The sequence below is a fragment of the Gulosibacter sp. 10 genome (genome assembly GCF_900163695.1).
Lineage (GTDB): Bacteria > Actinomycetota > Actinomycetes > Actinomycetales > Microbacteriaceae > Gulosibacter.
On the sequence record NZ_FUIC01000021.1, the window covers coordinates 1 to 26,198 of the forward strand.

Genomic DNA, 26,198 nt, shown 5'->3' on the forward strand with positions numbered 1-26,198 from the left:
CCTCGGCGGTAACCCACCGACCAGCCGAGTACGACCAACCTCCTGACCGGGTACAACTAGGAGGGCGGATATCGCCTCATCCCCCTCGAAACGACCGGCATGCGCCGCCGACGGCCCTCCTATCGCGGATCCGCGGGCCGAGGCCTCAGTACTGTGATCGCGTGGATCACTTCGACGTCGCGCGCACGCTCATCACCTGCCTCTGCATGGCGGGCCTCGCGGCGCTTGTCCTGTGGTGCGCCCGCGTGCCGCTGAGCTGGGAGCCGATCGTCGCCGTCCTGCGCGCCGGGGTGCAGCTGGTGCTGCTCGCGCTCATCCTCTCCTTCCTGCTGACGGATGCGTCGTGGATCCTGCTCTGGCTCGGGGTCATGTACCTCGTGGCCGTGTTCACCTCGGCGCAGCGGATCGCGCTGACGCCCCGGGTGGTGGCGGCCGTCGCCGCGGGCATCGGCGGCGGCGTGCTCGCCGCGCTCGGTATCGCGTTCCTCTCCGGCACGGTGGAGTTCGGCGCCCAGTACCTGCTCGCCACGGGCGGCATCGTGATCGGCAACACCATGAACGCGTCCACGCTCACCGTGAAGCGCCTGCAGGAGCAGCTGGCCGAGCACCGGGGCGAGGTCGAGGGCTGGCTCTCGCTCGGCGCGACGCCGCGGCAGGCGGCCGCCCGGTTCCGCGCGGCCGCCTCGCGCCTCGCGCTCACGCCGACGATCGACCAGACCAAGACGACCGGCATCGTCACGCTACCCGGCGCCTTCACCGGCGCCGTGTTCGCCGGCGCGAGCCCGCTCGACGCGGGGCTGTTCCAGCTCGTGGTCCTCTCGGGCGCGATCCTCGGCTCCGCGATCTGCTCGATCACGGTCGCGGCACTGCTGGGCGCGCCGAAGCAGGTCCCTGCTATCGGGTGAGGCGCGGCGACCGTTACCGGCCCCGGCTGGGACTAGCGTTGGATGCGATACCGCAGAGCACGAGCGAAAGGCACCGGATGCGAGTACGCGACGCGCAGCCGAAGGACGTCGACGCGATCACGGCGATCTACAACGACGCCGTGGAGCATTCGACGGCCATCTGGAACGACGAGACCGTGGACTCGGCCGATCGCGCGGCGTGGCTCGAGCAGCGGCAGTCGTCCGGCTACCCGGTGCTCGTGGCCGCGGATGACGCGGACGAGGCGACCGCCTACGCGACCTTCGGCGACTGGCGCGCCTTCGACGGCTACCGCCGCACGGTCGAGCACTCCGTCTACGTCCGCTCCGATCGGCGCCGGAACGGCGCGGGGCGGATGCTCATGCTCGAGCTCATCGAGCGGGCGCGCCGCCTCGACAAGCACGTCATGGTCGCCGGCATCGACGCCGCCAACGAGGGATCGATCCGCCTGCACGAATCGCTCGGCTTCACGATGGTCGGGCGGCTCCCCGAGGTGGGCACGAAGTTCGGCCGCTGGCTCGACCTCGCGTTCATGCAGCTGATGCTGGACGAGCGCGGCGCTCCTGCGCGAACAACTTCCGCATGATCACGCGGGGGAAGCCGTCGAGCACCGACTTCGTCTCGGCGGCCTTCTCGAACCCGGCCTGCTCGAAGAGCCGGCGAGTGCCCGCATAGGCCATCGTCAGGTCCACCCGCTCGCCGGCGTTGTCGACCGGATACCCCTCGATCGCCGGGGCGCCGCGCGCTCGGGCGTGATCGACGGCGCCGGCGATCAGCGCGTGCATGATGCCCTGCTTCCGATGGCCGGGACGCACGCGGAAGCACCACAGCGACCAGACGTCGAGGTCGTCGACGTGCGGGATGGTCCGGCTGCGGGCGAAGCTCGTCCCCGCGCGCGGGTGCACCGCGGCCCATCCCACCGGCTCCCCGTCGAGATACGCGACGACGCCCGGAGGTGGATCCTGGGAGCAGAGTTCGCGGACCTTCTCGGCTCTGGCAGGGCCGCGGAGCGCGTTGTTCTCCTTGGCGGCGAGCCGGTAGCTCAGGCAGAAGCACACGTTCGAGGTCGGCTTCTTCGGCCCGACGAGGGCCGCGACGCTCTCGAACTCCGTCGCCGGTCGAACCACGATGTCCATGCCGGACAGGATAGGGCCGTTCCCCGGAAGAGCAGCTGATCCGCGCCGTCCTCGCTCGATGGCCATCCTACCGCTTCGAGGCCTCGGCGGCCGACGGGGATGCTGCGGCACCGGCCCACTCACACGCCCGGCCGATACGCTGACGGCATGCTGCAGATCGAGCCCGTGGTCGAGTTCGTCACCGTCGTCTTCGAGATGATCGGCGTCGCCGTCATGATCATCGGCTTCACCATCGCCGCGGTGCTCGCGGTCAGGGCGCTCGCGCGCGGCCGCGGTGGCGCCGCGGCGTTCAAGCTGCTGCGCACGATCATCGGCTCCTCGATCCTGCTGGGTCTCGAGGTCCTCGTGGCGGCCGACCTCATCAAGACGGTCACGACCCCCACCCTCGAGGAGGCGCTGATCCTCGGGATCATCGTGATGATCCGCACGGTGCTGAGCGTCTCGATCCAGATCGAGATCGAGGGCGTCCTGCCGTGGAAGCGCGCGCTGTTCACGAGCGGAGGGAGGGTCCTCGGCGACACCCTCGCGAAGGAGACCCGGGATCGGCCCGTCTCCGGTTGAGCTGCAGCGCCGTTCCTCGCTTCAATCACGTGGCGAATTCGGCGGAAGGCGGCTTCGGGCCCTGGAGGAGGTTTCCGCGGATGTGAGGGAAAACCGGAGAACCACTGGTCTATATCCTGCATATGCCTCACATCCGCAGGTAGAAGTATACGAATTTCTGATCAACGTCCGCATCGTTAATCGAGTACGACCAAAGCTCATTCTTGTGCGTGAACGAGCCTTCGTAATAGCTGAACCCGATATGCCCACGAGATTTCACGATGATACTTGGAACCTGAACCACGTCCTTCGCAGGGATCACGTCTTCAGCAACGTCAGCGACAGTCTGTCCGCCCGCAAACACTCGGACCGGCCCGCCACCGCCGATCGCCTTCATCTTTGACGCAGTTATGGCAGTGCCTATATTCCGCTTCCCAAGAGAGCTAAGAGGCCGACGCGGCGCTCCATCCGGGCAGTGGCGCGCAATCAGTTCATCGATGCGGCTCATGCGGCTCCCTCCGTGATCATGCGGACGAGCAGGGCAATCATGAGGTCCTTCTCCTGGGGTCGCTCATGGCGACCATGAGGGTGATCGCAGCAAGAGCATTATTCGTGATGCGTGGCGTGCCGCCTGCGCCCGAAAGCAGTCCGTTGCGGGCGAAGAGGGTGCAGTGCCGCTGCGCTGCGCTTATTGCCGTCCGAGAGCGGGTGGTCTTTGACGACCAGGTAGAGCAGGTTCGCAGCCTTCTCTTCAACGGTCGGATAAAGATCCTGCCCGCCGAACCCCTGGTAGATCGCGCCGATCACACCGTCGAGCGCGTCGCCGCGCTCCTTGCCGAACAACCCGTCGTCGGGAAACTCGGCTGCCACCTGCGTGATGACCGACCGAGCCTCGTCGGGGGTGAGCGTCCAATCCGGCACCGAGTCGGGGTCGGTGTCGATGCTGCCTTCGTCGTAGTCGCGCAGCAAGGTGAGACCAGGCAGGTACTCCGCCAGCACGTCCGCGACCCCGGCGACCAGCTCGTCACTGGAACGGGCGAGAATCTGCACGATGGTGCCGAGCTGTTCGAGCCGCTGCTCGTTGATCGCGTATCCCTGCACGAGGTAGTCGCGCAGCCGCTCAGTCGCCCAGATGCGAAACTGCGTGGCGACCTTGCTCTTGACTCGATAGCCGACGGAGATGATCACGTCCAGGTTGTAGTGCGGAATCTGCCGCGTCACGCGACGTGCGCCCTCCTGACGAACCTGTGAGAAATCCTCACATGTTGCCGCTTCATCGAGCTCGCCTTCCTGGTAGACGTTTCGGATGTGCTTGACGATGTTCGTCCGATCCGTCTGGAACAGCTCCGCGATCTGCTGCTGGCTCAGCCACACGGTGTCCGCATCGAGGCGCACCTCAAGCGCGGGTGCGCCGTCGTCGCGCTGGTAGAGGATCACCTCTCCAGAAGGCTCATCTGTCATGCGGCGCCTCCTTCCAGGTCGGCCACGATGGCGTCGATGGAGGTTCGCAGCTCCGCCTGGCGGGCGACGATGCGGGCGATCTCAGCGTTCAGCTCGACGATGTTCACGACCTCGCGGGTGTCTTCCTGCTCAACATAGGAAGACACGGCGAGGTTGCACTCGTTCGCCGCGATGTCCTCATTCGGCACCAGTTTCGCGACGTAGTCGACGTCCTCCCGCGTCGTGAACGTGTCGAGGATGTGCTGCTGCTGCTCGGGCATCAGCTTGTTCTTGTTGCCGACGCGGGCGAACTCGGAGGAAGCGTCGATGAACAGCACCGCGTTGTCGGTCTTCGACTTCTTCAACACGATGATGCAGGTCGCGATCGTGGTGCCGAAGAACAAATCTGGCGGCAGCTGGATCACGGCGTCGACGTAGTTGTTGTCGATCAGGTATTTGCGAATCTTCCGTTCCGCACCGCCGCGGTACAGCACTCCGGGGAATTCGACGATCGCCGCCGTGCCGTTCACCGCCAGCCACGACAGGATGTGCATCGTGAAGGCGAGGTCAGCCTTCGACTTCGGTGCCAGCACACCGGCCGGCGCGTAGCGCTCATCATTGATGAGCAGCGGGTTCGCATCGCCCTCCCACTTGATCGAGTAGGGCGGATTGGAGACGATCGCCTCGAACGGCTCGTCATCCCAGTGCTGCGGATCAGTGAGCGTATCCCCATGCGCGATGCTGAACCGCTCGTAGTTCACATCGTGGAGGAACATGTTGATCCGCGCGAGGTTGTAGGTGGTCAGGTTGATCTCCTGGCCGAAGAACCCACCCACGTTGTCGCGACCGAGCACCTTCGCGAACTTCAACAGCAGCGAACCGGAACCAGCCGCGGGGTCGTACACCTTGTTCACACGGCTCTTGCCGACCACGGTGATCTTCGCCAACACTTCAGAGACTTCCTGCGGCGTGTAGTACTCGCCACCGGATTTCCCCGCCTGCGAGGCGTACATCTGCATGAGATATTCGTAGGCGTCGCCGAACAGATCGATCGAGTTGTCCTCGAAATTGCCCAGGGGCAGGTCGCCGATCGCGTCCAGCAGCTTCACGAGCTTCGCATTGCGCTTCGCGACCGTGCTGCCGAGCTTGGAGCTGTTGACATCGAGGTCGTCGAACAAGCCCTTCAGATCGTCCTCGCTGTCCGTACCGACCGCCGACGCCTCGATGTTCTTGAAGACGCGTTCCAGCGTCTCGTTGAGATTCGCATCCCGTGGCGCACACTCGCGCACGTTTTGGAACAACTCGGACGGGAAGATGAAGAAGCCCTTCTCCGCCACCAGGTCTAGACGGGCCATCTCGGCCTCCCCGTCAGGCAGGAACGCATAGTCGAACTCGGTGTTGCCCGCCTCGTGCTCACCGCGATTGAGGTAGGCGGTGAGGTTCTCCGAGACGAAGCGGTAGAACAGCATGCCGAGCACATAGCTCTTGAAGTCCCAGCCATCGACGCTGCCGCGCAGATCATTCGCGATCCGCCAGATCATCTTGTGCAGCTGGGCGCGCTGGGCCTCTTTGGTGGTCGGTGCCATATGGTTCGTCTCCTGCGCCGTAGGGGCGTGTTCAGTTGTGTTCTCGTGTGCATTCCACGCTACCCACGGCCACCGACACCACCGAATCGGCCCGCCGCGATCCAACTATTTGCGCCGCAACCGCTGGCAGCCGGGGCAGCGGTACGAGGACCGGTTCGCGAACGCCTCCCGCTTGATGGCCCGCCCGCACCGCTCACGGGGCTGCCGCTCGCGACCGTACACCTTGAGCCGCCGCGCGAAGTACTCCCACTTCCCACGATAGATACATTTTCCGCGCGAGGAGATCCTTCGTTCGTTAGCCATCAGTTCGTTCGACGTCGCGTACGAATCTTTTCATCTGCCGGCCCCATCAGATGGAGACCAGGAACAGAAGTCCCTGGAGTCGCCAGCAGCAGAGCCGCCCCGTTCGGTGCGGTCGTCGGAGTTGTTCGGACGGGACTCATTAACATGAAGCGTGAGGACGAACGATCCCGTGAGTATTGATTAGGTCGGGCTAGAAACGCCGTAATCGACGAGCGCCTCCGGCGACAAACCAACAAGGAGCAATAGTGACTGTTGAAATGGGCTTGTGGCGCGCGGACGGTGGCCGGCTCAGCCGCATCGTCCCCACCTCGATCGGGCTCGAGTCCTACCTCGAGACGTATATCGAGTCCGACCCGTCGATGCTCGGAGAGACGCTCCTGATCATCGGCCGCCAGGTCCCGACCGCTTTCGGCGGGTTCATCGATCTGCTCGCGCTCGACGAGACTGCCGCGGTGCACGTCATCGAGCTCAAGCGCGACAAGACTCCACGCGATGTCACCGCGCAAGCGCTGGACTACGGCTCCTGGGTCGCGGGGCTCGGCCGCACCCAGATCCAAGCGATCTTTGAGACATACAAGCCCGGCGTCGCGCTCGAGGAGGCCTTCGCGGAGTGCTTCAACGAGACCCTCCCCGAGGAGGTCAACAGCACACAGACTTTCACGATCGTTGCCGCGAGCGTCGACGCGGCCACCGAGCGCATCGTGCGATTCCTCAACGAGGGCTTCGCCGTGCCCATCAACGTCGTATTCTTCCGTCACTTCGAAGACAACGGGGCGAAATACCTGGCCCGCACCTGGCTGGTCGAGAACGAGGGCCAACGGGCTCCCGGCGCTGCGCCCGCCAGGCAGACGAAAACCCGCGAAGCATGGAACGGCAGCGACTGGTACGTCGCGTTCGGCGAGGACAGCGGCACCCGCCAGTGGGCCGACGGGCAGAAGTACGGCTTCGTCTCGGGCGGCGGCGGCGCATGGTTCTCCCGGACTCTGAAGAACCTGCCCATCGGCGCTCGGGTCTTCGTGCACATCCCGAAGGCGGGCTACGTCGGCGTAGGCACCGTCATTGGCGAGGCCCGCCGCTTCGACGAGGCGCTCGTCGATATCGACGGCGTCGAGACCCCGCTGCAGAGTCTCCCACTCGGGGGCAGCTACCGTCATGAGGGCGACGTCGAGGACGAGAACGCGGAGTGGGTCGTCCCCGTCGAATGGACCAAGACGGTGCCGCGCGAGCAGGCGGTGTGGAAGAACGGGATGTTCGCGAACCAGAACACCGCGGCAAAGCTCCGCCAGAAGTTCACCATCGAGCAAGTGACAGACGAGTTCGACCTCAGCGACTGACTGTCGCCGGACGGCTCATCGAGGCCTCGACCACATCAACTGCCGGCCTCAACCGCCGTTCGCCACGTCGTAGCCCAGCGCATTCAGCTGCCCGGTCTCCTCGATGGCGTCGATGCTACTGACAGGGGTCGTCTTCTGCGAGGGCGCGGTGCTCGAGGAAGTAGGCCACGTCACGCGGGTAATACGCATGGCCGTGCGCCTCGGCGCACGGGCTCTTACCAGTGCAGATTGGATGGGCCTTCGGAAGCATGCAGTCCTCGAAGGTCAGGTACCTGTCGCCGAGTTGCTCGCGCAGCTGCGCCTTACTGTGCCCAATGGCACAGTCGGACCCTACGAATCCGGAACAGCCGACCTCCAGCACCGCCGCGGGGTAGTGCGCCGAGCCGACGAGGCCCACGGGCCCAGTAACGCGGTTCGGCAGACGAAGATTCTCGTACCTCGCAAGCGCGAGCTGCGAGGGCAAAGTCCTCATATCCGCGTCGGGAGGGGTAGAGGCTATCCACGGAACGGGAGGGGAAGCCGGGCAGAACGGTGCGGATGGCACGACCCGCCGCAATCCAACTATTTGCGCCGCAGCCGCTGACACCCGGGGCAGCGGTACGAGGACCGGTTCGCGAACGCCTCCCGCTTGATCGCCCGCCCGCACCGCTCGCAGGGCTGCCGCTCGCGACCGTACGCCTTGAGCCGCCGCGCGAAGTACCCGGACTCGCCGTTGACGTTCACGTAGAGCGAGTCAAAGGACGTGCCGCCCTCGAGCAGCGCCTCGTCGAACACGTCGCGCACGTGATCGAGCAGCTCCCCCGCCTTGCGCGTCGAGATGCTCGCGCCGGGCTGGCGCCAGTGGAGCCGCGCCCGCCACAGCGCCTCGTCGGCGTAGATGTTGCCGATGCCCGACACCACCGCCTGGTCGAGCAGCACCGATTTGACGCTCCGCGAGGTCGACCGCAGGCGGAACCGGAAGAACGCGTCGTCGAACTCCGGATCCAGCGGGTCGCGCGCGATGTGGCGCACCTGGTCGGGGATGCGCTCCTCGGGATGGTCCGGAGCCGCCACGAGCGGCGTCACGGCGAGCGAGCCGAAGAGCCGCTGGTCGAGGAACCGCAGCTCGTACTCCCCCGCCGGTCCCTCCACCCGCATCCGGATGCGCAGCTGCCTGTCCTCGGGCGCGCCGATCGCGCGGATGATCATCTGCCCGCTCATCCCGAGGTGCGCGAGCAGCGCGTCATCGCCCTCCGCGAAGGGCACCCATAGGAACTTGCCGCGCCGGGAGGGCGCCCGCAGCACGCGGCCCTCGATGCGCGAGACGAAGTCGAGCTCGCTGCCCACGTGACGCTTGAGCGCGCGCGAGTCGTGCACCTCCACGGCCGTCACCGTCGCCCCGGCGAGGGCGGGCGTGAGGCCGAGGCGCACGACCTCGACTTCCGGCAGCTCCGGCACGGCTACGAGCCCCGCGGGCTGCGCAGCTCGTTCCACGCCGTGAGCGCGGCGGCGAGCTCGGCGTGCTTCTTGCTGCGGCCGGTGCCGACGGCCTCGACGAGCACCTGCCCCTTCCTGCGGGCCACGACGGAGGCGGTGAAGACCTGATCGTGCGCGGGACCGCTGCCGCTCACCTCGTACACCGGCGCATCCCCGCCCCGCTCGGCCACGGCCTCGAGCAGCGCGGTCTTCGGATCGAGCTCCGCGCTGAGCCGGTCGACGTCGACGAGATACGGGCGGACCAGGCGCAGGACGAGCCCGCGCGCCGCCTCGAAGCCCGCGGAGAGGTGCGCGGCGCCGAACACCGCCTCCATCGCATCCGCGAGGATGGACTCCTTGTCCACGCCGCCCGTGAGGTGCTCGCTGCGGCCGAGCCGCAGATACGGCCCCAGCCCGATGCCGCGCGCGATGCGCGCGAGCGAGACGGCGGACACGAGCGCGTGATGCCGCGGCGACAGCTCGCCCTCGCTGAGATCCGGGTACTCCGAGTAGAGCAGATCGGCGACCACCAGGCCGAGCACCGAGTCGCCGAGGAACTCGAGGCGCTCGTTGTCGGGAGCGCCGCCGTGCTCGTGCGCCCACGACGAGTGCGTGAGCGCGAGGTCGAGCAATTCCGGAACGAACTCGACCCCGAGGGCCTCGGCCAGCGGAGCTGGGTCGGCGACCTCGGGGTCGAATTTCTTAGAGCGACGTGCCACTAGGCGTCAGCGACGCGGCGGCCCTTGTACTCGTAGTAGAGCGGGGTGCCGTCGACATCTTCAACGAGCTTCGCACGGTGCGGGAGGCTGTAGGTGACCTTGCCGTTCTCGACGGTCTTGACGAGGGTGGGGGTCTTGGCCTTCCACTGCGAGCGGCGCGAACGGGTGTTCGAGCGGCTCATCTTGCGCTTGGGGACTGGCATGGTTGCCTTCCTGTTCTATGTGAAATGTCTGCTTCCGCGGTGCGGTCACGCAATCGGTGCGGTCCGCGCGGGCGGTGGGGCTTCTTCGCGCATCGGTCTTGCGACCGGAACGGGCTGAGTCAATGAGGTCTCGAAGCAACGAGCCGACACCAGACGTCGAGTCTACGCGAGAACTCGGCGCCGCGCGACCCTGGGCGCTAGCTGTCCTCCAGCAGGCCCTGGAGCTTCGCCCAGCGCGGGTCGATCTCGTCGTCGGTCTCGGGCAGCGGCTCGGTGAGCTTCTCCCCCGTCTTGGGGTCGAGGCCCAGGCAGTCGGGCTTGCACAGCGGGGCGAACGGGAGATCGGCCACGACCACGTCGCGGATGGGCCCCTCGAGATCCACGGACTCGTCCGCGACGAGGTACTCGACGGATTCGTCGGGCAGGTAGCTGTAGAGCTCGGTGATGCTCCCCGTCCACGGCCGCTCGAGCGGGTCGAGGCAGCGGCTGCACTCGCCGGTGAAGGTCCCGGAGACCTGGGCGGTGGCGAGGATGCCGTCGACGAGCGTCTCGAGACGCAGGTCGACCTCGAGCTCCGCGCCCTTGTCGAAGTAGATCAGCCCCTCGCCGATCCGCTCGGGGACGACGAGGTCGAGCTCCAGCTCCCGCATTGTGCCTGGCCGGTTGATCATGCTGGCCACGTTCACGGCATACGGTGAAGTTGTCATGCCCCGAGTCTACGCCCCGGGGCCCCGCCGGACTCAGATGGCGATGTTCGGGTCCGTGTCGCCCTGCAGGAAATCGCGGACCACATTCGGCACGTACGGCGATACATCGCCGCCGAGCTTCGCGACCTGGCGGACGAGCGAGCTCGACACGTGCGCATGCAGCGGGTTCGGCATCATGAACATCGTCTCGATCCGCGCGAGGTTGCGGTTGACGATGGCCATGGGCGTCTCGTAGTCCACGTCGTTCGAGCCGCGGACGCCCTTGACGATGACGCTGGCGCCGATGTCGGTGCAGTAGTCGACGAGCAGCCCCACGCTCCACGAGCGCACGACGATGTTCGTCGGCGCCCCGGTCTCCACGAGCGCCTGCTCGATGAGCTCGACTCGGCGCGCGATGGGGATCATCGCCTGCTTGTCGGGGTTGTGGACCACGAGGACGTGCACCTCGTCGAACACGTTCGCCGTGCGCGTGATCACGTCCACGTGACCGAGCGTGACGGGGTCGAAGGATCCCGGGACTACTGCAATGTTCGACATGGTCTCTATCGTATGTCGTCCCGGGCTGGAAGCTTCGTGCGGCCTGCCTGAAGAATGACGACCGCACGAAGCATTTGCCCAATCGCTAGCCCTCCGCGAAGAGCTGCTCGCCGACGAATCCGCCCGGGGGCGCGGCCGGCGGGATCGCGAACACCGCCGAACCGACCGGCGCCGTCCATTCGTTGAGCAGGTCCGCCTCGGCGAGCCGCTGCTGGACGGGCGCGAACTGCGCGACGGGATCCGCCTGGTACGCGCCGAACAGCAGCCCCGAATCCGAGACCTCCGCCCCGGCGCCGCCCGCGTCCGCGACCGGATGGTCGTAGTTGTAGGCAACCCGGTGGAAGCGCTCCCTCGGGTCCTCGCTGCGGGCCCGGCGCAGGTGGCTGACCGGGTTGATCACGGTGAAGCCCTGCGCCGTCACCGCCTCGAAGTCGGGCTCGTCGCGCTCCTGCGCGCCCGTGAGCGGCGCGCCGGTGTCCAGCCGCCGCCCGACGGCCGCCTCGCGCCCCGGCAGATCCACCTCGTCCCAGGTCTCGAGGTCCATGCGGATGCGGCGCAGCACGAAGCTCGTGCCGCCGAGGAGCCACGCGGGCCCCTCGGAGATCCAGACGAGCTCGTCGAACTCCTCGGTGCCGGGCAGCGGGTTCGCGGTGCCGTCGATCTGCCCGAAGAGGTTCCGCTGGGTCGTGCCCGGCGCCAGGGAGCCCCGGGCGTTGCGGAATCCGGGCTGCTGCCAGCGGATGCGCCCGAACGCGCGCACGTCCTTGAGCAGCATCCGCTGCGCGTGGGCGAGCGTGAGCGGATCGTCGCACGCCACGAGCAGCAGGAGATCCCCGCCCGACCATCGCTCCTCGAGCCGATCGACGGAGAACGCCGGCAGCGGGGCGAGCCAGTCGGGGGCGCCGTCCTCGTCCACGCGCCGCACGAGCCCGCGGCCGAAGCCGATGGTGATCGCGAGCCCCGCAGGCACCTCGGCCATCTGCGGCTCCTGGTCGCCGATCGGCGCGTAGCCGGCCATGAGCCGGCTCGCGTCGTCGGTGAGGATGCGCAGCAGCGAGCGGATGCGCTCCCGGTCGACCCGCTCGTCGAGATCCACGGCGATGTGCACGGCATGCGCGGGAGGGTCCGTGCGAAGCCCGGGCTGGTGCCCGTCCTCGCCCGGCGTCCGCTCCGCGCCGAAGGGCTCCGGCCCGGCCTGCTGCCGGACGGCGGCGCCGCCCGCGAGCACGACCGCGGCGCCGACGCCGACGCCGGCCGCGCCGACGAGCACATCCCGTCGGCGCGGCCCTTCATGACGCCCGGCCATCAGTGGCCGCCGTGGTCGCCGTGCTCGGAGTCGGGCGCGTAGGTCTCCTGCGCCCCCGTGTACTCCTTCGCCTGCGCCGTGAACTCGTGCTCGGCGCCGTCGGCGGTCGTGACGGTCACGACGATCTCGTCGCCCGGCAGGATCTCGCGATCGAGATCCATGAGCATGATGTGGTTCCCGCCGGGCTCGAGCGCGAGCTCCTCCCCCGCGGGGATGGTGAAGCCGCCCTCCACCTCCTGCATCACGCTCGACCCGTCGGACTGCGTGATCGTCTCGTGGAGCTCGACCATCCCCGCGAGCTCGGCGTCCGCGGCGACGATCCGCAGGGGCTCGTCGCCGGTGTTCTCGATGGTGCCGAAGACCCCGGTCATCTCGGTGTCGGTCGCCTTGATCCACGGATCGGCGATGGCGAGGGCCCCGCTCTCTTGGATCGGGGCGTGATCTTCCGCCGCATCCTCCGCCTCGGCGCAGCCGATGAGGGCGAATGCGGCAATGGTTGACAGCGCGGCGAGACGCCGCGCGATTCCGATGTGCATTGTGTGTGTTCCGTACCTTCGTCTAGGACTCGGTACCGGAGGCGTCCTCGTCCTCGTTCGGGCTGCTCGGCTTGCTCAGCCGCCGGATCGCGAACACGATGATCGTGCCGACCACGACGATGCCGATGATCCCGATGATCGGGGTCGGGTCGAACCGCCCGCCCTCGTCCTCGGCGGCGTCCTGGGCGGGCCCGGCCTCGAACGAGGGCTCCTGCGAGCTGTTGCCGAACGAGCCGCCGGTCTCGGCCGGCGCGCCGCCGCCCGCGACGACGAAGTCGATCGTGCCCGAGATCGGGTGGCCGTCCTGCGAGACGATGCGCCAGTTGAGCGCGTACTCGCCTGCTTCGAGCGCCGGCAGCGGCTGCGTGATCGTGTCGTAGCTGATGCTCAGCTCCTCCTCGAAGGGGATGACCTCGCCGTCGGCGCCCTGGAGCGCGAGCTCCGCGCCGATCTCGATCACCTCCGCAGAGAACTGCAGCGTCGCCTCGCCCGGCGACTCCTCCAACTCCTCGCCGGGCTGCGGCGAGGAGTCGATGAGCTGGTCGTGCGCCGAGGCGCTGCCCGCCGCCGGGACGACGACGAGCAGCGCCGCGAGCAGCAGCGTTGCGAACAGGATGAACTGGGTCTTACGGATGCGTAGACGCAAGGGATGCTCCGGTACGTGAGTTGAAAATGATGATGTGCTCATGGCAGCCGTGCCGAGGCGGGACGCCGTCGGCAGGGCCGCGCTCACGCGAGGGCCGGAGGGCCCCTCCTGCGGATCGCCTCGGCGGTGCGGGCGCTCAGCGGACGGATGAGGGTCCCGAACCCGGTGCGGGGCCGCGCGGCGGGGATCGGCCGGGGTCCCGCCGTGCGGACGAGCCGCACGAGTCTGTCGACCGCAGCGTGGCAGCCGCGCAGGATGCGTCGGAGCAGCGCTTCGCCGTACCAGACGAGCCCTACGGTGGCGAGCGCCGCGAGCAGGTGCGCGCCGAGCATCCAGCCCCCGGCCGCCTCGGCCGCCGGCGCGACCAGGTGCAGCGCCCCGGTCTCGAAGTGGTGGGCGTGGGTGTCGACGCCCGGCGCGGAGACGCCGGAGAGATCCGTGGCCGTGAAGAACGCGTGGAACAGCGCCTGGCTCGACAGGATCGCGAGCGCCGAGCGGAGTCGGCTGAACCGGCGCCCGATGAGCGGCACCGAGATCGCGGCCGCGAGCACGACGGCGACGAGCAGCACGGCCGGCTCCGGGTCGTGCCCGTGGGCGGCACCGTGGAGGGCGGCGGCCGGCGCCGTCGCGACGACGGCGAGCGCCCAGCCGCGGGCGAGCATGCGCGGGCCACGACCGCTGTGCCGCACGCGCTCATCCATGCCTCCGAGTCTACTGCGAAGACGACTCCGGCAGGGTCCCGATTCCGCGCTTCCCCGCCCGGCGCGACTACGCTCTCGGGAAGACGCCTCGCACCAGCCCGAGCGGGTGCGGGGGCGGGCCGACGGAGGTGGTGGCGCATGCGAGGACCGGGCGCGCTGTTCGCGGCGTGGACGCTGCACGACGTCGAGGAGGCGGTCGCGTTCCCGCAGACCTGCGATCGCCTCGCCGACCGCACCGGCGCCGAGCGGCTGCGGATGGACGGCCGCCAGTCCTGGGCCGCGGTCGGGATGATGGCGGTCCTGGTGGGCACCTCGTGCCTGCGCGGGGAGCGCACGCGCGGGCGCTCCCGCCTCTACCGCGCCGTGCTCGCCGGGCTGGAGGCGCACGTGGGCACCCACCTGATCGCCTCCGCCGTGCTGCGCGGCTACACGGCAGGGGTCGCCACGGCGGTGCCCGTGATGCTGCCCGGCGCGGTGCTCGCCCGGCGCGAGCTCGAGCGGCGCGGCGCCCCGCTCCGCAGCCGCGAGTACGCCGTCGGCGCCGCCGTGCTCATACCCGCGGCGCTGCTGTGCCATCTCCTCGCCCGGCTCCTGCCCGCGAAGACGCGCACCCGGCGCTGAGCCCCTTCTCGGCCGGGAGCCCCGCTATCCCATCTCGAGGTGCGCGCGCTCGGCCCCCGACAGGCGCCGCAGCGACTCGCGGAGCACCGGGGCGGAGCGCAGCTCCGGATCCCGCTCGATCAGCTCCGCCGCGGCCAGGCGCGCCTCGGCGATCACATCCGCGTCCTTGGTGACGCGCAGCAGCTTGAGCGAGGAACGGCCCCCCGACTGCGCCGAGCCGAGCACGTCGCCCTCGCGCCGCAGCTCCACATCGCGCTCGGCGAGCTCGAAGCCGTCGAGCGTGCCGGCCACCGCCGAGACGCGCTCGTACGCCAGGGACTCCTGCGGGGCCGCGGTCACGAGCAGGCACACGCCGGCATGCTCCCCACGCCCCACGCGGCCGCGGAGCTGGTGGAGCTGGGAGACGCCGAACCGGTCGGCGTCGAGCACGATCATCGTCGAGGCGTTGGGCACGTTGACCCCGACCTCGATCACGGTGGTGGCCACCACGACATCGATGCGGCCGGCCGCGTAGTCGAGCATCACCGAGTCCTTCTCCTCGGCGCTCATGCGCCCGTGCAGCGGTTCGATGCGGCGCCCCGCGAGCAGCGGGTGCTCCCGCAGCTGCTCGAGCACCTCCGCGACCGAGGCGGCGGCCTGCTCGTCCTCGGCCGCCTCGACGCCTTCCCCCGGCTCACCGGGCTCGATCGATGGGCACACGACGAAGGCCTGACGCCCCTTCGCGAGCTCCTCCGCGGTGCGCTCCCAAACGCGCTCGATCCAGTGCGGATGCTCGGCAAGGCCCACGAGGAAGGAGGAGATGCCCGCACGCCCGCCGGGCAGCTCGCGCAGCGTGGAGACGTCGAGGTCGCCGAACGTGGTCATCGCGACGGTGCGCGGGATCGGCGTCGCGGTGAGCACGAGCACGTGCGGGCTCGCCTTGCCCTTGCGCCGCAGCCGCTCGCGCTGCTCGACGCCGAAGCGGTGCTGCTCGTCGATCACGATGAGCCCGAGGTCCTCGTACTGCACGTCCTCGCTGATGAGCGCGTGCGTGCCGACGACGATGCGGGCGTCGCCCGTCACGATGCGCAGCAGCGCGCGCTGCCGCTCGGTCTTCGTGAGCGATCCCGTGAGCAGGGTCGGCATGAGCCGCTTGGAGAGCTCCGGGCCGAGCGACTCGGTGATCGAGCGCAGGTGCTGATTGGCGAGCACCTCGGTGGGCGCGAGCATCGCGGACTGGCCGCCGTGCTCGGCCACCTGCAGCATCGCCCGCACCGCGACCACGGTCTTGCCCGAGCCCACCTCGCCCTGCAGCAGCCGGTGCATCGGCGTCGACTCGGCGATCTCGGCCTCGAGCCGCTCCCCCACCAGGCGCTGGTCCTCCGTGAGCGAGAAGGGCAGATGCGCGTCGAACTCGTCCCGCAGGCCGTCCCGCTCCGGCGGCCGCGCGATGGCGGGCTGCTGCGCGGAGCGCGCCCGCTGCTGCAGCAGCGCGGTCTGCAGCTCGAACGCCTCCGTGAACTTCAGCGCCTTCCTGGCGCCCTCGATGTCGCCGCGGCTGCGGGGCAGGTGGATGCGGCGCAGCGCGAGGTCGTAGGTCCAGTGCTCCTCGGGGCGGAACTCCGGCGGGATGGGATCCGGGAACTCGGGCAGCATCTCGAGCACCTTCTCGACGGCCCGCTGCACCTGCCAGCTCGTGCACTTGGCGGTGGCGGGGTAGATCGGGATCGGCCGGTTCGTCCACTTCTCGATCGCCTCCTCGCTGTCGCCCTCGTCGCGGAAGAGCTGGTAGTCGGGATGCGAGAGCTGCGCGTCGCCGCGGTAGAACCCGACCTTGCCCGAGAAGAGCCCGCGGGTGCCGGGGACGAGCTCCTCGGCCCGCCACGCCTGGTTGAACCAGGTGAGCTTCACCCGGCCGTGGCCGTCGGTGATGATCGCCTCCACGAGCTGCCCCCGACGGCTGCGCATGCGCCTGGCCGAGGCGCTGACCACCTCGGCGACGAGCGTGACGTGCTCGCCATCCTCGAGCCGCGACATCCGCGTCAGCTCGCCTCGGAACACGTGCCGTCGGGGCAGGTGGGCGACGAGGTCGGCAGCGAACCGCATGTCGAACGCCGCGGAGAGCGCCTCCGCCTCCTTCCGGGGCAGCAGCTCGGCCAGCGGCATCTCGGGCGTCGCGTTCGTCACCGGTTCCTGCCTCCACCTCGATCGGTTCGCCTCGACCCGCGCCGGCGCCGCGAGCGCAGCGGGCCGAGCACCGAGGCCGGCGCCCACTTGGCCCGCCTCGCCTGCCGGTCGGTCGCGTGCTCGCGCATCCTGCCCGCGACGCTCTCGACATCCTCCCACTCGACTCGCGATTCGACAAGATGTTCGGGCCCGGAGAAGGCGGATTCGTCGAGCATCTCGCCGATCCGCCGCAGGGACTCGCTCGGCGCATCGCCGGGCTCGAGCTCCAGCTGCGCGGAAAGCACGCGGAGCTGCTGCCCCGTCGTGCGCCCCCGCGGGACGTGCACGCCGTAGTCCGCCGCGCTGTCCCGGACCTCGTCCCAGGCGGCCGCGGCGATCGCCGCCGGCGCCGCGGCGTCCTCCCCCGGGCGCAGCAGCGCGCGTCTCGCGGCCCGCCTGCGGCCGCGGATGAGCCGGGGCAGGAGCACGAGCAGCGCCAGGACCGCGAGCGCGAGGACGATCGCGCCGATGGTCAGCGCGAGGCCGGCCCACTCGGGTGCCCCGCCCTGCTCCGCCTCCTGCTCGCCCGAGTCGTCGGCGTGCTGCTGATCGGTCTCGGGCTGGGTCTCCGGCGTCGTCTCCTCCCCCTGCGGGGCGGTCTCGGTGGGCACGGGCGCGACGGTCTCCTCCGGCGGCGTCTGCACCTCCTCGCCCTCGTCGCCGACCTCGGCGACCTCGGTCGAGCCGATGCCGGAGCTCGGGGTCGTCTCGAAGGGGACCCAGCCGTAGCCGTCGACCCAGAACTCCGCCCACGCGTGCAGATCGTTCGTCGTCACGGAGTACACGGGCTGGCCAAGCTCGTTGACGCTCGCGAACGACCCGGGGGTGAAGCCCACCTGGATGCGCGTGGGGATGTCGAGCAGGCGCCCCATGACGGCCATGGCGCTGGCGAAGTGGACGCAGTAGCCGCTGCGCACCTGCAGGAACTGCTCCACGACCGACAGGCTGGTGCCGTCGTAGCCGCCGGAGACGGGGGCGAGCTCGGAGTAGTCGAACGCGCCGCCGCGGAACCAGTTCTGCAGCTCGAGCGCCTGCTGGTACGGGGAGGCGTTCGGCGAGATCACGGACTCCATCTGGGCGCGGATGCCCTCGAGCGCCGGGTCGTCCGGGAGCTGCAGGTACTCGGCGAACTGCTCGCCGGCGGGGAGCGCGGTGCCGCGGAGCTCCGCCTCGGAGGGCCTCGGCACGAGGCTGTCCACGTGGAAGCTCTGCGCGAGCGCCTCCTCGTCGACGCTGCGGATATCGCCGGTGGCCTCGCTCCAGCCGTACTCGCCGTCGACGGCCGCGAGGCGCACCGGGGTGGACGGGTGCGGCAGGTACGCGCTGACCCCCGCCTCCATCACGACGTTGGAGTTCACGGCGAGCGTGCTCGGCGCGTTCCCGAGGTCGCCCGGCAGCGGCAGGTCGCCGTCGAGCGCGCCGAGGTCGGGGGTGAACTCGCCGGGCTGCCAGTCGGCGTCCGAGTCGAGCTGCGTGAGCGATACGAGCGAGAGGTAGGGCAGCTCGCCCGAGGTCTGCGACGTGGCGTAGCGCAGCACCTCCACCGGCTGATCGCGGCGCAGGTCGTCGCCGAGGTCGATGATGGGGTTCACGCGGTTCGTCGAGATCGAGGCGGTGGAGCCGACCATCTGCCACCAGTACCCGCCCGGCGCGGGCAGCATCACGGCGAGGAGCCCGGCCACCGTGATGGCGACCGCGCCCGTGGTCAGCGCGCCGACGAGTCCGCCCATGCCGCGCCCCTCGCTCGACAGGCCGCGGCTCGTGCGCTCCTCGTCGTCGAGCTGCTGCAGCCAGCGGTAGCCGAGGTGGAGGTGCAGCACCGCGAGCGCGGCGAACAGCAGCCAGTAGCCCCAGGGGGCGGCGCCGAGCCCCATCGCGAGCGGCAGCGCGACCGCCGGCGCCGCGATCACGAGGCCCACCGAGGGCGACCGCAGCACGGATACCAGCACGTCGGCGATGATCGCGAGGGCGCCGGTCGCGAGGCCCATCATGAAGGCGACGGGGGGCGAATGCCGCAGCGGCGGCTGGTCGTTCGGGAGCTGCTCGGCCAGTCCGGTCACCTGCCGGCCGATGGCCGCGAAGACGTCGGTGAGCCCGGTGGGCTGCGCGAGCACGAGCATCGCCCCGGCGAGGGTCGCGACCCCGAGCAGGATGCTCAGGGCGTTCGAGCCCGTGAACTGCCGCGCGCCCTGCATGAGCACGAGCACGACGAGCGAGGTGATCATGGCCGGCAGCAGCCACTCGGGGGTGGAGGTGAGCGGCAGCGCGAGCAGCGCGCTGCTCCAGACGAGACCGACCAGGCCGATCGTGACGAACCAGGAGCCGCGATTGGTCATATCGACACCCCGATCCGCTGCGCGCTCGACCAGGGGTCGATCGCGCCCGCGTTCATCCGCACGACCTGCCAGCCCGAATCCGCGAAGCGGTCGGCCGCCCGCAGCTCGCGGTCGGCCCCCGTCTCGCAGACCACCGCGATCGCGGGCGAGCCGTAGGCCTCGATGTCGAGCGCGCCCGCCTCGGGCTCCCGGTCGCCCCGCGTCACGAAGATGACGGGGGCGCGGCCCACTCCCGCGAGCCGGTCGAGCAGCTCCTCGTGCCGGGCGTCCGCCTCGGGCTCCGCAGGCTGCACGAGCATGAGCCGGCGCATGACCCGGCCGAGGGTCTCGGAGGCGCTCGTGCGATACACGACGTCCTCCTCGACGTCGGGGTCGTCGTGCGTCTCGAGCAGCTCCGTGTCGTAGCCGAGCGCGTGGAGCCGGGTCAGCACGGAGGCCGCCACGGACACCCCGAGCTCGAAGCGGGGGTCGGTGCCGGCGTTCGGCGCGGTGTCGAGCACGACCACGGCCACCACCTCGGCGTGGTGCTCCTCCTGGCGCACGCGCAGCTCGCCCGCGCGCGCGGTCGCCCGCCAGTGCACGCGGCGGAGCGCGTCGCTCCGGCGGTACTCGCGGGTCACGACGTCGTCGGCGTCGCCCGAGCGCCCGAGCGCGACGTCGGCCTCGGCGCCCGTGCGCAGCGCCGGGATGTTCAGCCGGTCGACGTCGTGCACGTGGGGCCAGACCTCGACCTCGATCGCCTCGCCGACCCGGATGCGGCGCGTGGTGAGCCCGAGCCCGTCGCCGTTCTCGAGGTAGAGCGGCCCGATCTCGCTCAGGCCGCGGCGCATGCGGGTGAGCGCGTAGGCGATGCGGCGGCGCCGACGGCCCTCGCGGCGGTGCAGGCGCGTGGCGATGCTCGAGAGCACGCCGGAGACCCGCTTGCGCTCGGTCCCCGTCACGGTGTCGACGTAGGTGGAGGACTCGAAGCCGAACAGCGAGCGGTTGCGCACCTCGGCGACGACGCGGATGCGGTCGCCGGCCGCGACCGTGGTCGGGTACACGGAGCGCTCGACCTCGAGCCGGGGCGGCGCGAGCAGCCGCAGCAGATACGCGCCCACGGGCAGCAGCACGAGCACGAGACCGATGAACCGCAGCGCAACCACGCCGAACAGCTCCGCGAGCGCGATCACGATCGCCCCCGCGATCAGCAGGCCCCACGCCCGGGGCGTCGGCCGCAGCCCCCGCGCGGTCATGGGCTGCGCGTCACTGGCCGCCACCGGCTCAGGCCCCCGTGGGAGCGGGGATCTGCGCGGCGATCTGCTCGAGCACGCGGCTGGCCTCGGCGTAGGAGCTCGACTTGCGGCCCGCGCGGCTGCCGATCACGAGGCGATGCGCGAACACCCGCACGAGCAGGCTGCGTACGTCGTCGGGGACGACGTACGAGCGCCCGGCGATCGCCGCCGACGCCTTGGCGGCGCGCAGCAGGTGGAGCGAGGCGCGCGGGCTCACGCCCACCCGGATGGCGTCGTGCTCGCGCGTCGCGCGCGCGAGGTCGACGACGTACTGCTTGACGCTGGGCGCGACGAACACGTCCTGCACCTGCGCGATCATGTCGCGGACCTGCGCGGCGGTAACCACCGGCTGCAGCTGCGAGAGCGGATCGATGCGGTCGCGCGACTCGAGCATCCGCAGCTCGGCGTCCCGATCGGGGTAGCCCATCGAGATGCGGGCCATGAAGCGGTCCCGCTGCGCCTCGGGCAGGGGGTAGGTGCCCTCCATCTCCGAGGGGTTCTGCGTCGCGAACACCGTGAAGGGGTCGGGCAGGCGGTGCGTCTCGCCGTCCACCGAGACCTGGCGCTCCTCCATGCACTCGAGCAGCGCCGACTGGGTCTTGGGCGAGGCGCGGTTGATCTCGTCGCCGATCACGATGTTCGCGAACACCGGGCCCGGCTGGAACTCGAACTCGCTCTTGCGCTGGTCGTAGACGGCGACGCCGGTCACGTCGCTCGGGAGCATGTCGGGGGTGAACTGGATGCGGTTGACCTGCGAGTCCATCGCCCGGGCGAGGGTCTTGGCGAGCACGGTCTTGCCGACGCCCGGCACGTCCTCGACCAGCAGGTGGCCGCCGGCGAGCAGCACCGTCACGGCGATGCGCACCTGCTCGGACTTGCCTTCGAGCACGCTCGAGACGGCCGCCTGCAGCGAGCCGGCGTTGTCGAAGAGCGTGGCGGAGAGGGTGTCGCGCTGAGTCATGACGGCTATCTTTCCACGTCTGCGATGACAACTCGCGGCGCGTACGATCGAGATATGACCCGCATCATCGCCGGCGCGGCCGGAGGCGCCGTGCTCCGCGCCTCCCACAGCGGTACGAGGCCCACGAGCGACCGCGTGCGCGAGGCGCTGTTCTCGGCCCTGGAGTCGGCGTTCGAGTTCGAGGGCGCGCGCGTGCTCGACCTCTACGCCGGCACCGGCGCGCTCGCCCTCGAGTCGCTGTCGCGCGGCGCCGAGTCGGCGGTGCTCGTCGAGCGCAGCGGCTCGGTCTGCCGCCTCGCGCGGGCCAATGCCCGGCAGGTGCTCGAGAGCGTCCCCGCGGCCCGGGCGGACGTGGTGGAGTCCACGGTGCGGTCCTGGCTGGCCTCGGCGGCCGGCGAGTTCGACCTCGTGTTCCTCGATCCGCCCTACGATCTGGGCGATGCGGAGTGCGCCGAGGCGCTCGACCTGCTCGTGCCGCTCCTGAGCGAGGACGCGCTCGTCGTCCTCGAGCGCTCGACCCGCTCGGGCGACGCGCCGCTCCCCGCCGGGCTGGCGCTGTGGCGCCGCCGGGACTACGGCGACACCGCGCTGCACTTCGCCGAGCCGGCGGCCTGACCGCCGCGCTGGGCGGAAGGCCCGGCGGCGCCCCGCGCGATTCTCGCCGCGGGGCGCCGCCGGACCGCTCCCGATCAGGCGGGGCGGTGGTGCTCGTGCCAGTGGCGCGCGATGTCGATGCGCCGGGGCGTCCACACGCGGGCGTGGCTCTGCACGTACTCGAGGAAGCGGCGGAGGGCCGCGACCCGGCCGGGCCGGCCCACGACGCGGCAGTGGAGCCCGACCGACATCATCTTCGGCGCGCCGTCGACGCCCTCCTGGTAGAGGGTGTCGAACGTGTCCTTGAGGTACGTGAAGAACTGGTCTCCCGAGTTGAACCCCTGCGCGGCGACGAAGCGCATGTCGTTGGCCTCGAGCGTGTACGGGATCATGAGGAAGGGCTCGCCGTCGATGCCGGGGACCCAGTAGGGCAGGTCGTCCGCGTAGGTGTCCGAGGAGTAGAGGAAGCCGCCCTCCTCCTGCACCAGGCGCAGCGTGTTGTCCGAGGGCTTGCCCTGGTAGATGCCGTAGGGCCGCTCGCCCGCCACCTCGGCGTGCAGGCGCACGGCCTCGCGGATGTGCTCGCGCTCGACGTCCTCGGGCACGTCCTTGTACTCGAGCCAGCGGTAGCCGTGGCTCGCGATCTCCCAGCCGGCCTCGTTCATGGCGCGCACGGCCTCGGGGTTGCGCGCCATCGCGAGCGTCACGCCGTACACCGTGGCGGGCATCTCGAGCTCGGTGAAGAGCCGGTGCAGGCGCCAGAAGCCGGCGCGGGAGCCGTACTCGTAGATCGACTCGATGTTGAGGTTGCGCTGCCCCTCCCAGGGCGCCGCGCCCACGATCTCGGAGAGCAGGTGCTCCGAGCGCGGGTCGCCCTCGAGGATGGAGGACTCGCCGCCCTCCTCGTAGTTGATCACGAACTGCACGGCGACCCGCGCGTCGTCTGGCCATTCCGGATCCGGCGTCTGCGCGCCGTACCCCACGAAATCACGGGGCGAGGGGAGGATGTTCGTCATGAAGGCTCACTTCCCGAGTGCATCGCACTCATCATGGTCGACAACGGGATCGGGCGGCGGTCCGGCGGGGGTCGACCGGGAAGCCGCGATGATTCCCGTTCGCTCCGGAATCGGAGGCGAAGTTCTAGCGTAGGCCCTCCGCGGATGGGTGAACGCCGCGAGCCGCGACGGCACAGGGCCACCGCATGAGCGCAGGGCCACCGCATAGGCACAGAGCCGCCGCAAGAGCGCGGGGCGCGCCGCGCGCCGGAGGCATCGGGGCCTCGGCGCGGGGCGCGCCCCGGTGGACGCCCTCGCCCGCTACTCCGCGTGGTCGTGCACGCCCGAGAACTTGAACCCGAGGCGGCCGTGGGTGTACGCGCCCCCGGCCTTGATCGCGGTGGCCACCCATGCGGCCTCGGCGAGCTCGGTCTTGGTCGCGCCGGCCTTGACGGCGTTCTTGCTGTGGCCGTCGATGCAGTAGGGGCACTGCGTGCTGATGCCCACCGCGAGCGCGATGAGCTCGCGGTACTTGAGCGGGATCTCGCGGCCCTCGGGCGCGAACACCGCGTCGTTCAGGTCGCCGAACGCCTTGAGGATGTCCGGCGTGGTCTCCTTGTAGTCCTTGGTGTAGCTGGCGTCGTGCTCGCGGTCGAGGAACTCGGTCATCGGGTACTCCTTCATCGAAACGGTCGGGTGCAGACGATAACGCGCCCGCCCTCGCGCTGTTCCTCGGCGGCCGCGCGCGTTACCCCGCGTTACGAGGCGCCGCCGTCCCCGGCCATGCCGACGTAGGGGTCCCAGCCGGCGGGCTCGGCCGGCTCGCCGTCGACGAGCACCGGCGCCGGCCCGGCGGGGGCGACCCGGCCGATCGCGCGGAACGGCTCGGGCAGCGGCGCGCCCTCCGGGAAGGTCGCGAGCAGCGAGTGGTCCTCTCCCCCGCCGAGCACGAGGCGGAGGGCGAGTTCGCGGGCCTCCTCCTGCCCGAGGCCGAGCGCGTCGGCGAGCGTCGGGACGAGCCGTGCCGCGTCCGCCGCCACCGTCGTGGAGTCGATCCGGATGCAGACCCCGCTCGCCTCCGCGAGCCGGGTGGCGTCGAGCAGCGGCCCGTCCGAGAGGTCCATCATCGCGGTCGCGCCGGCCCGGGCCGCGAGCACCCCGGCGCGCAGCGGCGGCTCCGGCGCGAGCTGCGCCGCGATGAGCGCCTCGAGGCCTCCCCCGGCCCCCGCGGCGCCGAGCGCGGCGAGGATGCCCGCCGTGCGATCGCCGACCGCGAATCGGCCCGCGGATCGATCCATGCGGTCGATGCCGGCGAACAGCAGGTGCAGGCCGGCCGCCGCCCGCCCGAGGCCGCCGGCCACGGCGACCGTGTCGCCGGGTCTCGCCCCCGAGCGCAGGACCGCGTCACGCCCGTCCAGCGATCCGAAGACCGTGACGGCGATCGTCACCTCCGAGGCGGTCGCGAGATCGCCGCCGACGATGCCGCATCCCGGCGCCAGGCGCTCGAGGCCGATGGCGCAGCCGCGGGCGATCCCCGCCGCGAAGTCGACCGGCGTCTCGCGCGGCACGGCCAGCGCCATGACGATCCCGGTCGGCCGCGCGCCCATCGCGGCGATATCCGCGAGGTTCGAGGCCATGGCCTTGCGCCCCAGCTGCTCGGGGCCGGACCAGTAGAGCCGGAAATCCGGCCCCTCGATCATCGTGTCGGTGCTGATCACGACGCGCCCGTCGGGCGCGGCCACGATCGCCGAGTCGTCGCCGGGCCCCAGCAGCGTCGGCGCCTCGGGGAGCTCAGCGAGGATGCGCCGCAGCGTCTCGCGCTCTCCCGCCTCGGCGACGGTGGTCGGGGCGGACGGGGCGGGCGCGGGATCGGGAGCGTCGAGCACGTGGTCACGATACCCTGAAGGCGACATGTCTCGTCGAATCTCGCGCGCGCTCGCGCCCATGCTCGCCCTTACCGCGGCCGCCCTCGCGGGCTGCAGCGGGATCAGCCCGTCCGTGCCGATGCAGCCCGCCGAGGACGCCGGCGCCCCCGCGTGCGCCGAGGTGACGGTGCGGCTGCCCGAGGCCGTGAGCGGCCTCGAGCTCCGCCATACGAACGCGCAGGCCACCGGCGCGTGGGGCGATCCGGCCGCGGTGCTGCTCCGCTGCGGCGTCGAGACCCCGCCGCCGACCACCGACCAGTGCATCTCGGTGGACGGCGTCGACTGGGTCGAGAACGACGACGAGGCGCCCACCTACCGCTACACGACCTACGGGCGCACCCCCGCCGTCGAGGTGGTCATCGACTCCACGCAGGAGGTCTCGGGCCTCACGAGCCTCATGGATCTCAACGAGGCGGTGTCCTATCTGCCGCAGACCGGGCAGTGCGTGGGCGCCGAGGACGTGCTCGACGTGCCGGACGCCCCCGGCGCGACCGATGCTCCCGGCACGACCGACGAGCCGACGGCGACCGAACCGGAAGCGACGCCGGGCGGCTGACCCGCGATGGGACGCGACGACCGGGCCCTACGCGAGGGCGGTCGGAGGCGAGGCGGCCGGGGCGGACTGCGCCGCGGACGCCTCCGCCTGCACCGCGGCGGGCTCGGATGCGCGCTCCGCCGCGGCGGGCTCGGCGGGGTCCTCCCGGCCGGCGTCCGCGCCCGCCGGGGTCAGCCACGGCAGGTCGATGAGCGTCGCCTCCGTGACGGTCGGGTCCCATTCGCGCTGGACCACGAAGATGGGCGCGGTGCAGTCGCCGATCGAGTCGACGCTCGCGGGCGTCTTGGCGCGCGCGGCGGCGATGATGCCGTGCAGGCCGATGAGCCCCCAGACGAGGTTGCTCGTGGCGGCGGGCACGGCGCCGAGCGCGAACGCCCCCGCGGAGGCCGCGAACCCTCCCACCGTGTTGAGCGCGAGGTACCAGCGGTTGGCGGGGTTCACCCATCCGCGCAGGATCATCAGGTACGCGGAGAGCGTGCCGAACGTCCCGATCCATCCGAGAATGCTGCCGATCATCGCTTCCATAACGACCCTCCTCCGCACGGGTTGCGACATCACCGGAACCGCGCCGAAGAGGTCGTGATGCCGACCCTCGCGACGCGGTGCAGGTCTATTCTGGAGACCGCGCCCAGTTCAGCGCAATCGAATCATTCAGCAT

General features: G+C 70.5%; 30 protein-coding genes. 7 read left to right on the forward strand and 23 right to left on the reverse strand.

The genetic code is table 11. The features are described from left to right. Positions 1–161: 161 nt before the first annotated feature. Positions 162–905, forward strand: coding sequence for an ABC transporter permease (locus FM112_RS08175; RefSeq protein WP_087006314.1), 744 nt, complete (start codon positions 162–164; stop codon positions 903–905). Between the two features lie 77 nt (positions 906–982). Continuing rightward, positions 983–1,510: a GNAT family N-acetyltransferase gene (locus FM112_RS08180; protein WP_087006316.1), complete on the forward strand. Its 528-nt coding sequence runs from the start codon at positions 983–985 to the stop codon at positions 1,508–1,510. On the opposite strand, the gene FM112_RS08185 is transcribed toward FM112_RS08180, so the two are convergent. Then, the gene (locus FM112_RS08185; protein ID WP_087006319.1) at positions 1,455–2,060 is read right to left on the reverse strand and encodes a GNAT family N-acetyltransferase; all 606 of its coding nucleotides are present in this window, start codon (positions 2,058–2,060) and stop codon (positions 1,455–1,457) included. The two genes, FM112_RS08180 and FM112_RS08185, sit on opposite strands and share 56 nt — an antisense overlap. A 147-nt stretch (positions 2,061–2,207) precedes the next feature. On the opposite strand from FM112_RS08185, the gene FM112_RS08190 reads away from it, so the two are divergent. Beyond that, positions 2,208–2,621 carry a DUF1622 domain-containing protein gene (locus tag FM112_RS08190; protein ID WP_087006322.1) on the forward strand — a complete coding sequence of 138 codons (414 nt, stop codon included), beginning with the start codon at positions 2,208–2,210 and terminating at the stop codon, positions 2,619–2,621. Positions 2,622–2,748: 127 nt separating this feature from the next. On the opposite strand, the gene FM112_RS08195 is transcribed toward FM112_RS08190, so the two are convergent. The 4 genes from FM112_RS08195 to FM112_RS08210 all read right to left on the reverse strand — a co-directional run bounded on the left by FM112_RS08195 (position 2,749) and on the right by FM112_RS08210 (position 5,929). After that, positions 2,749–3,108, reverse strand: a complete 360-nt coding sequence (locus FM112_RS08195; protein ID WP_176386740.1) for a hypothetical protein — start codon at positions 3,106–3,108, stop codon at positions 2,749–2,751. 98 nt (positions 3,109–3,206) lie between these two features. Further along, positions 3,207–4,061 carry a RhuM family protein gene (gene rhuM, locus FM112_RS08200; protein ID WP_217874485.1) on the reverse strand — a complete coding sequence of 285 codons (855 nt, stop codon included), beginning with the start codon at positions 4,059–4,061 and terminating at the stop codon, positions 3,207–3,209. Continuing rightward, the gene (locus FM112_RS08205) at positions 4,058–5,626 is read right to left on the reverse strand and encodes a type I restriction-modification system subunit M (RefSeq protein ID WP_087006325.1); all 1,569 of its coding nucleotides are present in this window, start codon (positions 5,624–5,626) and stop codon (positions 4,058–4,060) included. Before FM112_RS08205 ends, rhuM begins: the two co-directional genes overlap by 4 nt. A 105-nt stretch (positions 5,627–5,731) precedes the next feature. Further along, positions 5,732–5,929, reverse strand: a complete 198-nt coding sequence (locus FM112_RS08210) for a zinc finger domain-containing protein (RefSeq protein WP_087006328.1) — start codon at positions 5,927–5,929, stop codon at positions 5,732–5,734. Positions 5,930–6,174: 245 nt separating this feature from the next. Between FM112_RS08210 and FM112_RS08215 the strand changes: the two genes are divergently transcribed. Next, positions 6,175–7,263: a hypothetical protein gene (locus FM112_RS08215; protein WP_087006331.1), complete on the forward strand. Its 1,089-nt coding sequence runs from the start codon at positions 6,175–6,177 to the stop codon at positions 7,261–7,263. Between the two features lie 48 nt (positions 7,264–7,311). On the opposite strand, the gene FM112_RS17210 is transcribed toward FM112_RS08215, so the two are convergent. The 10 genes from FM112_RS17210 to FM112_RS17215 form a co-directional block, all read right to left on the reverse strand. Further along, entirely contained in the window at positions 7,312–7,452 is a 141-nt protein-coding gene (locus tag FM112_RS17210) for a hypothetical protein (RefSeq protein WP_176386741.1), read from the reverse strand. 372 nt (positions 7,453–7,824) lie between these two features. Next, the gene (mutM, locus tag FM112_RS08225) at positions 7,825–8,700 is read right to left on the reverse strand and encodes a bifunctional DNA-formamidopyrimidine glycosylase/DNA-(apurinic or apyrimidinic site) lyase (protein ID WP_087006337.1); all 876 of its coding nucleotides are present in this window, start codon (positions 8,698–8,700) and stop codon (positions 7,825–7,827) included. Between the two features lie 2 nt (positions 8,701–8,702). Further along, complete coding sequence (gene rnc / locus FM112_RS08230; protein ID WP_087006340.1) at positions 8,703–9,437, reverse strand: ribonuclease III; 735 nt, start codon at positions 9,435–9,437, stop codon at positions 8,703–8,705. Further along, positions 9,437–9,640, reverse strand: coding sequence for a 50S ribosomal protein L32 (rpmF, locus tag FM112_RS08235; RefSeq protein ID WP_087006343.1), 204 nt, complete (start codon positions 9,638–9,640; stop codon positions 9,437–9,439). The genes rnc and rpmF overlap by 1 nt, the downstream gene beginning before the upstream one ends. 197 nt (positions 9,641–9,837) lie before the next feature. Continuing rightward, positions 9,838–10,347, reverse strand: a complete 510-nt coding sequence (locus FM112_RS08240; RefSeq protein ID WP_087006346.1) for a DUF177 domain-containing protein — start codon at positions 10,345–10,347, stop codon at positions 9,838–9,840. 33 nt (positions 10,348–10,380) lie between these two features. Beyond that, on the reverse strand, positions 10,381–10,884 hold the full coding sequence (gene coaD / locus FM112_RS08245) for a pantetheine-phosphate adenylyltransferase (RefSeq protein ID WP_087006349.1): 504 nt from the start codon (positions 10,882–10,884) through the stop codon (positions 10,381–10,383). 85 nt (positions 10,885–10,969) lie between these two features. Beyond that, entirely contained in the window at positions 10,970–12,190 is a 1,221-nt protein-coding gene (locus tag FM112_RS08250) for a Dyp-type peroxidase (RefSeq protein ID WP_087006352.1), read from the reverse strand. Next, entirely contained in the window at positions 12,190–12,726 is a 537-nt protein-coding gene (locus FM112_RS08255) for a copper chaperone PCu(A)C (RefSeq protein WP_087006355.1), read from the reverse strand. The genes FM112_RS08250 and FM112_RS08255 overlap by 1 nt, the downstream gene beginning before the upstream one ends. A 22-nt stretch (positions 12,727–12,748) precedes the next feature. Continuing rightward, positions 12,749–13,372 carry a copper resistance CopC family protein gene (locus tag FM112_RS08260; RefSeq protein WP_176386742.1) on the reverse strand — a complete coding sequence of 208 codons (624 nt, stop codon included), beginning with the start codon at positions 13,370–13,372 and terminating at the stop codon, positions 12,749–12,751. 83 nt (positions 13,373–13,455) lie between these two features. After that, a complete protein-coding gene (locus tag FM112_RS17215) occupies positions 13,456–14,073 on the reverse strand; it encodes a hypothetical protein (protein WP_176386743.1) in 618 nt (205 codons plus the stop codon). A gap of 138 nt (positions 14,074–14,211) precedes the next feature. On the opposite strand from FM112_RS17215, the gene FM112_RS17220 reads away from it, so the two are divergent. Next, the gene (locus FM112_RS17220; RefSeq protein ID WP_176386744.1) at positions 14,212–14,694 is read left to right on the forward strand and encodes an HXXEE domain-containing protein; all 483 of its coding nucleotides are present in this window, start codon (positions 14,212–14,214) and stop codon (positions 14,692–14,694) included. A gap of 24 nt (positions 14,695–14,718) precedes the next feature. On the opposite strand, the gene FM112_RS08270 is transcribed toward FM112_RS17220, so the two are convergent. From FM112_RS08270 to FM112_RS08285, 4 genes are read right to left on the reverse strand one after another with little or no spacing between them, the layout of a single operon-like run. Continuing rightward, the gene (locus FM112_RS08270; RefSeq protein ID WP_087006535.1) at positions 14,719–16,839 is read right to left on the reverse strand and encodes an ATP-dependent DNA helicase RecG; all 2,121 of its coding nucleotides are present in this window, start codon (positions 16,837–16,839) and stop codon (positions 14,719–14,721) included. A gap of 17 nt (positions 16,840–16,856) precedes the next feature. Next, a complete protein-coding gene (locus tag FM112_RS08275) occupies positions 16,857–19,235 on the reverse strand; it encodes a DUF3488 and transglutaminase-like domain-containing protein (RefSeq protein WP_087006364.1) in 2,379 nt (792 codons plus the stop codon). Beyond that, complete coding sequence (locus FM112_RS08280) at positions 19,232–20,494, reverse strand: DUF58 domain-containing protein (RefSeq protein ID WP_140400630.1); 1,263 nt, start codon at positions 20,492–20,494, stop codon at positions 19,232–19,234. The genes FM112_RS08275 and FM112_RS08280 overlap by 4 nt, the downstream gene beginning before the upstream one ends. 4 nt (positions 20,495–20,498) lie before the next feature. Beyond that, positions 20,499–21,470 (reverse strand): MoxR family ATPase, encoded by a 972-nt coding sequence (locus FM112_RS08285; RefSeq protein ID WP_087006371.1) that lies wholly within the window; start codon positions 21,468–21,470, stop codon positions 20,499–20,501. Between the two features lie 54 nt (positions 21,471–21,524). On the opposite strand from FM112_RS08285, the gene rsmD reads away from it, so the two are divergent. Then, complete coding sequence (gene rsmD, locus FM112_RS08290) at positions 21,525–22,085, forward strand: 16S rRNA (guanine(966)-N(2))-methyltransferase RsmD (RefSeq protein WP_087006375.1); 561 nt, start codon at positions 21,525–21,527, stop codon at positions 22,083–22,085. A gap of 74 nt (positions 22,086–22,159) precedes the next feature. Here the strand turns inward: rsmD and puuE are convergent, their stop codons facing one another. The 3 genes from puuE to thiL form a co-directional block, all read right to left on the reverse strand. Next, positions 22,160–23,080, reverse strand: a complete 921-nt coding sequence (gene puuE, locus FM112_RS08295) for an allantoinase PuuE (protein WP_087006378.1) — start codon at positions 23,078–23,080, stop codon at positions 22,160–22,162. Between the two features lie 300 nt (positions 23,081–23,380). Continuing rightward, a complete protein-coding gene (locus FM112_RS08300) occupies positions 23,381–23,728 on the reverse strand; it encodes a carboxymuconolactone decarboxylase family protein (protein WP_087006382.1) in 348 nt (115 codons plus the stop codon). An 89-nt stretch (positions 23,729–23,817) separates the two neighbouring features. After that, positions 23,818–24,945: a thiamine-phosphate kinase gene (gene thiL / locus FM112_RS08305; protein ID WP_254910421.1), complete on the reverse strand. Its 1,128-nt coding sequence runs from the start codon at positions 24,943–24,945 to the stop codon at positions 23,818–23,820. 25 nt (positions 24,946–24,970) lie between these two features. Between thiL and FM112_RS08310 the strand changes: the two genes are divergently transcribed. Then, the gene (locus FM112_RS08310) at positions 24,971–25,540 is read left to right on the forward strand and encodes a DUF3515 domain-containing protein (RefSeq protein WP_087006386.1); all 570 of its coding nucleotides are present in this window, start codon (positions 24,971–24,973) and stop codon (positions 25,538–25,540) included. Positions 25,541–25,567: 27 nt separating this feature from the next. Here FM112_RS08310 and FM112_RS08315 read toward each other — a convergent pair whose 3' ends face one another. Further along, positions 25,568–26,065 (reverse strand): hypothetical protein, encoded by a 498-nt coding sequence (locus tag FM112_RS08315; protein WP_087006389.1) that lies wholly within the window; start codon positions 26,063–26,065, stop codon positions 25,568–25,570. Positions 26,066–26,198: the final 133 nt, after the last annotated feature.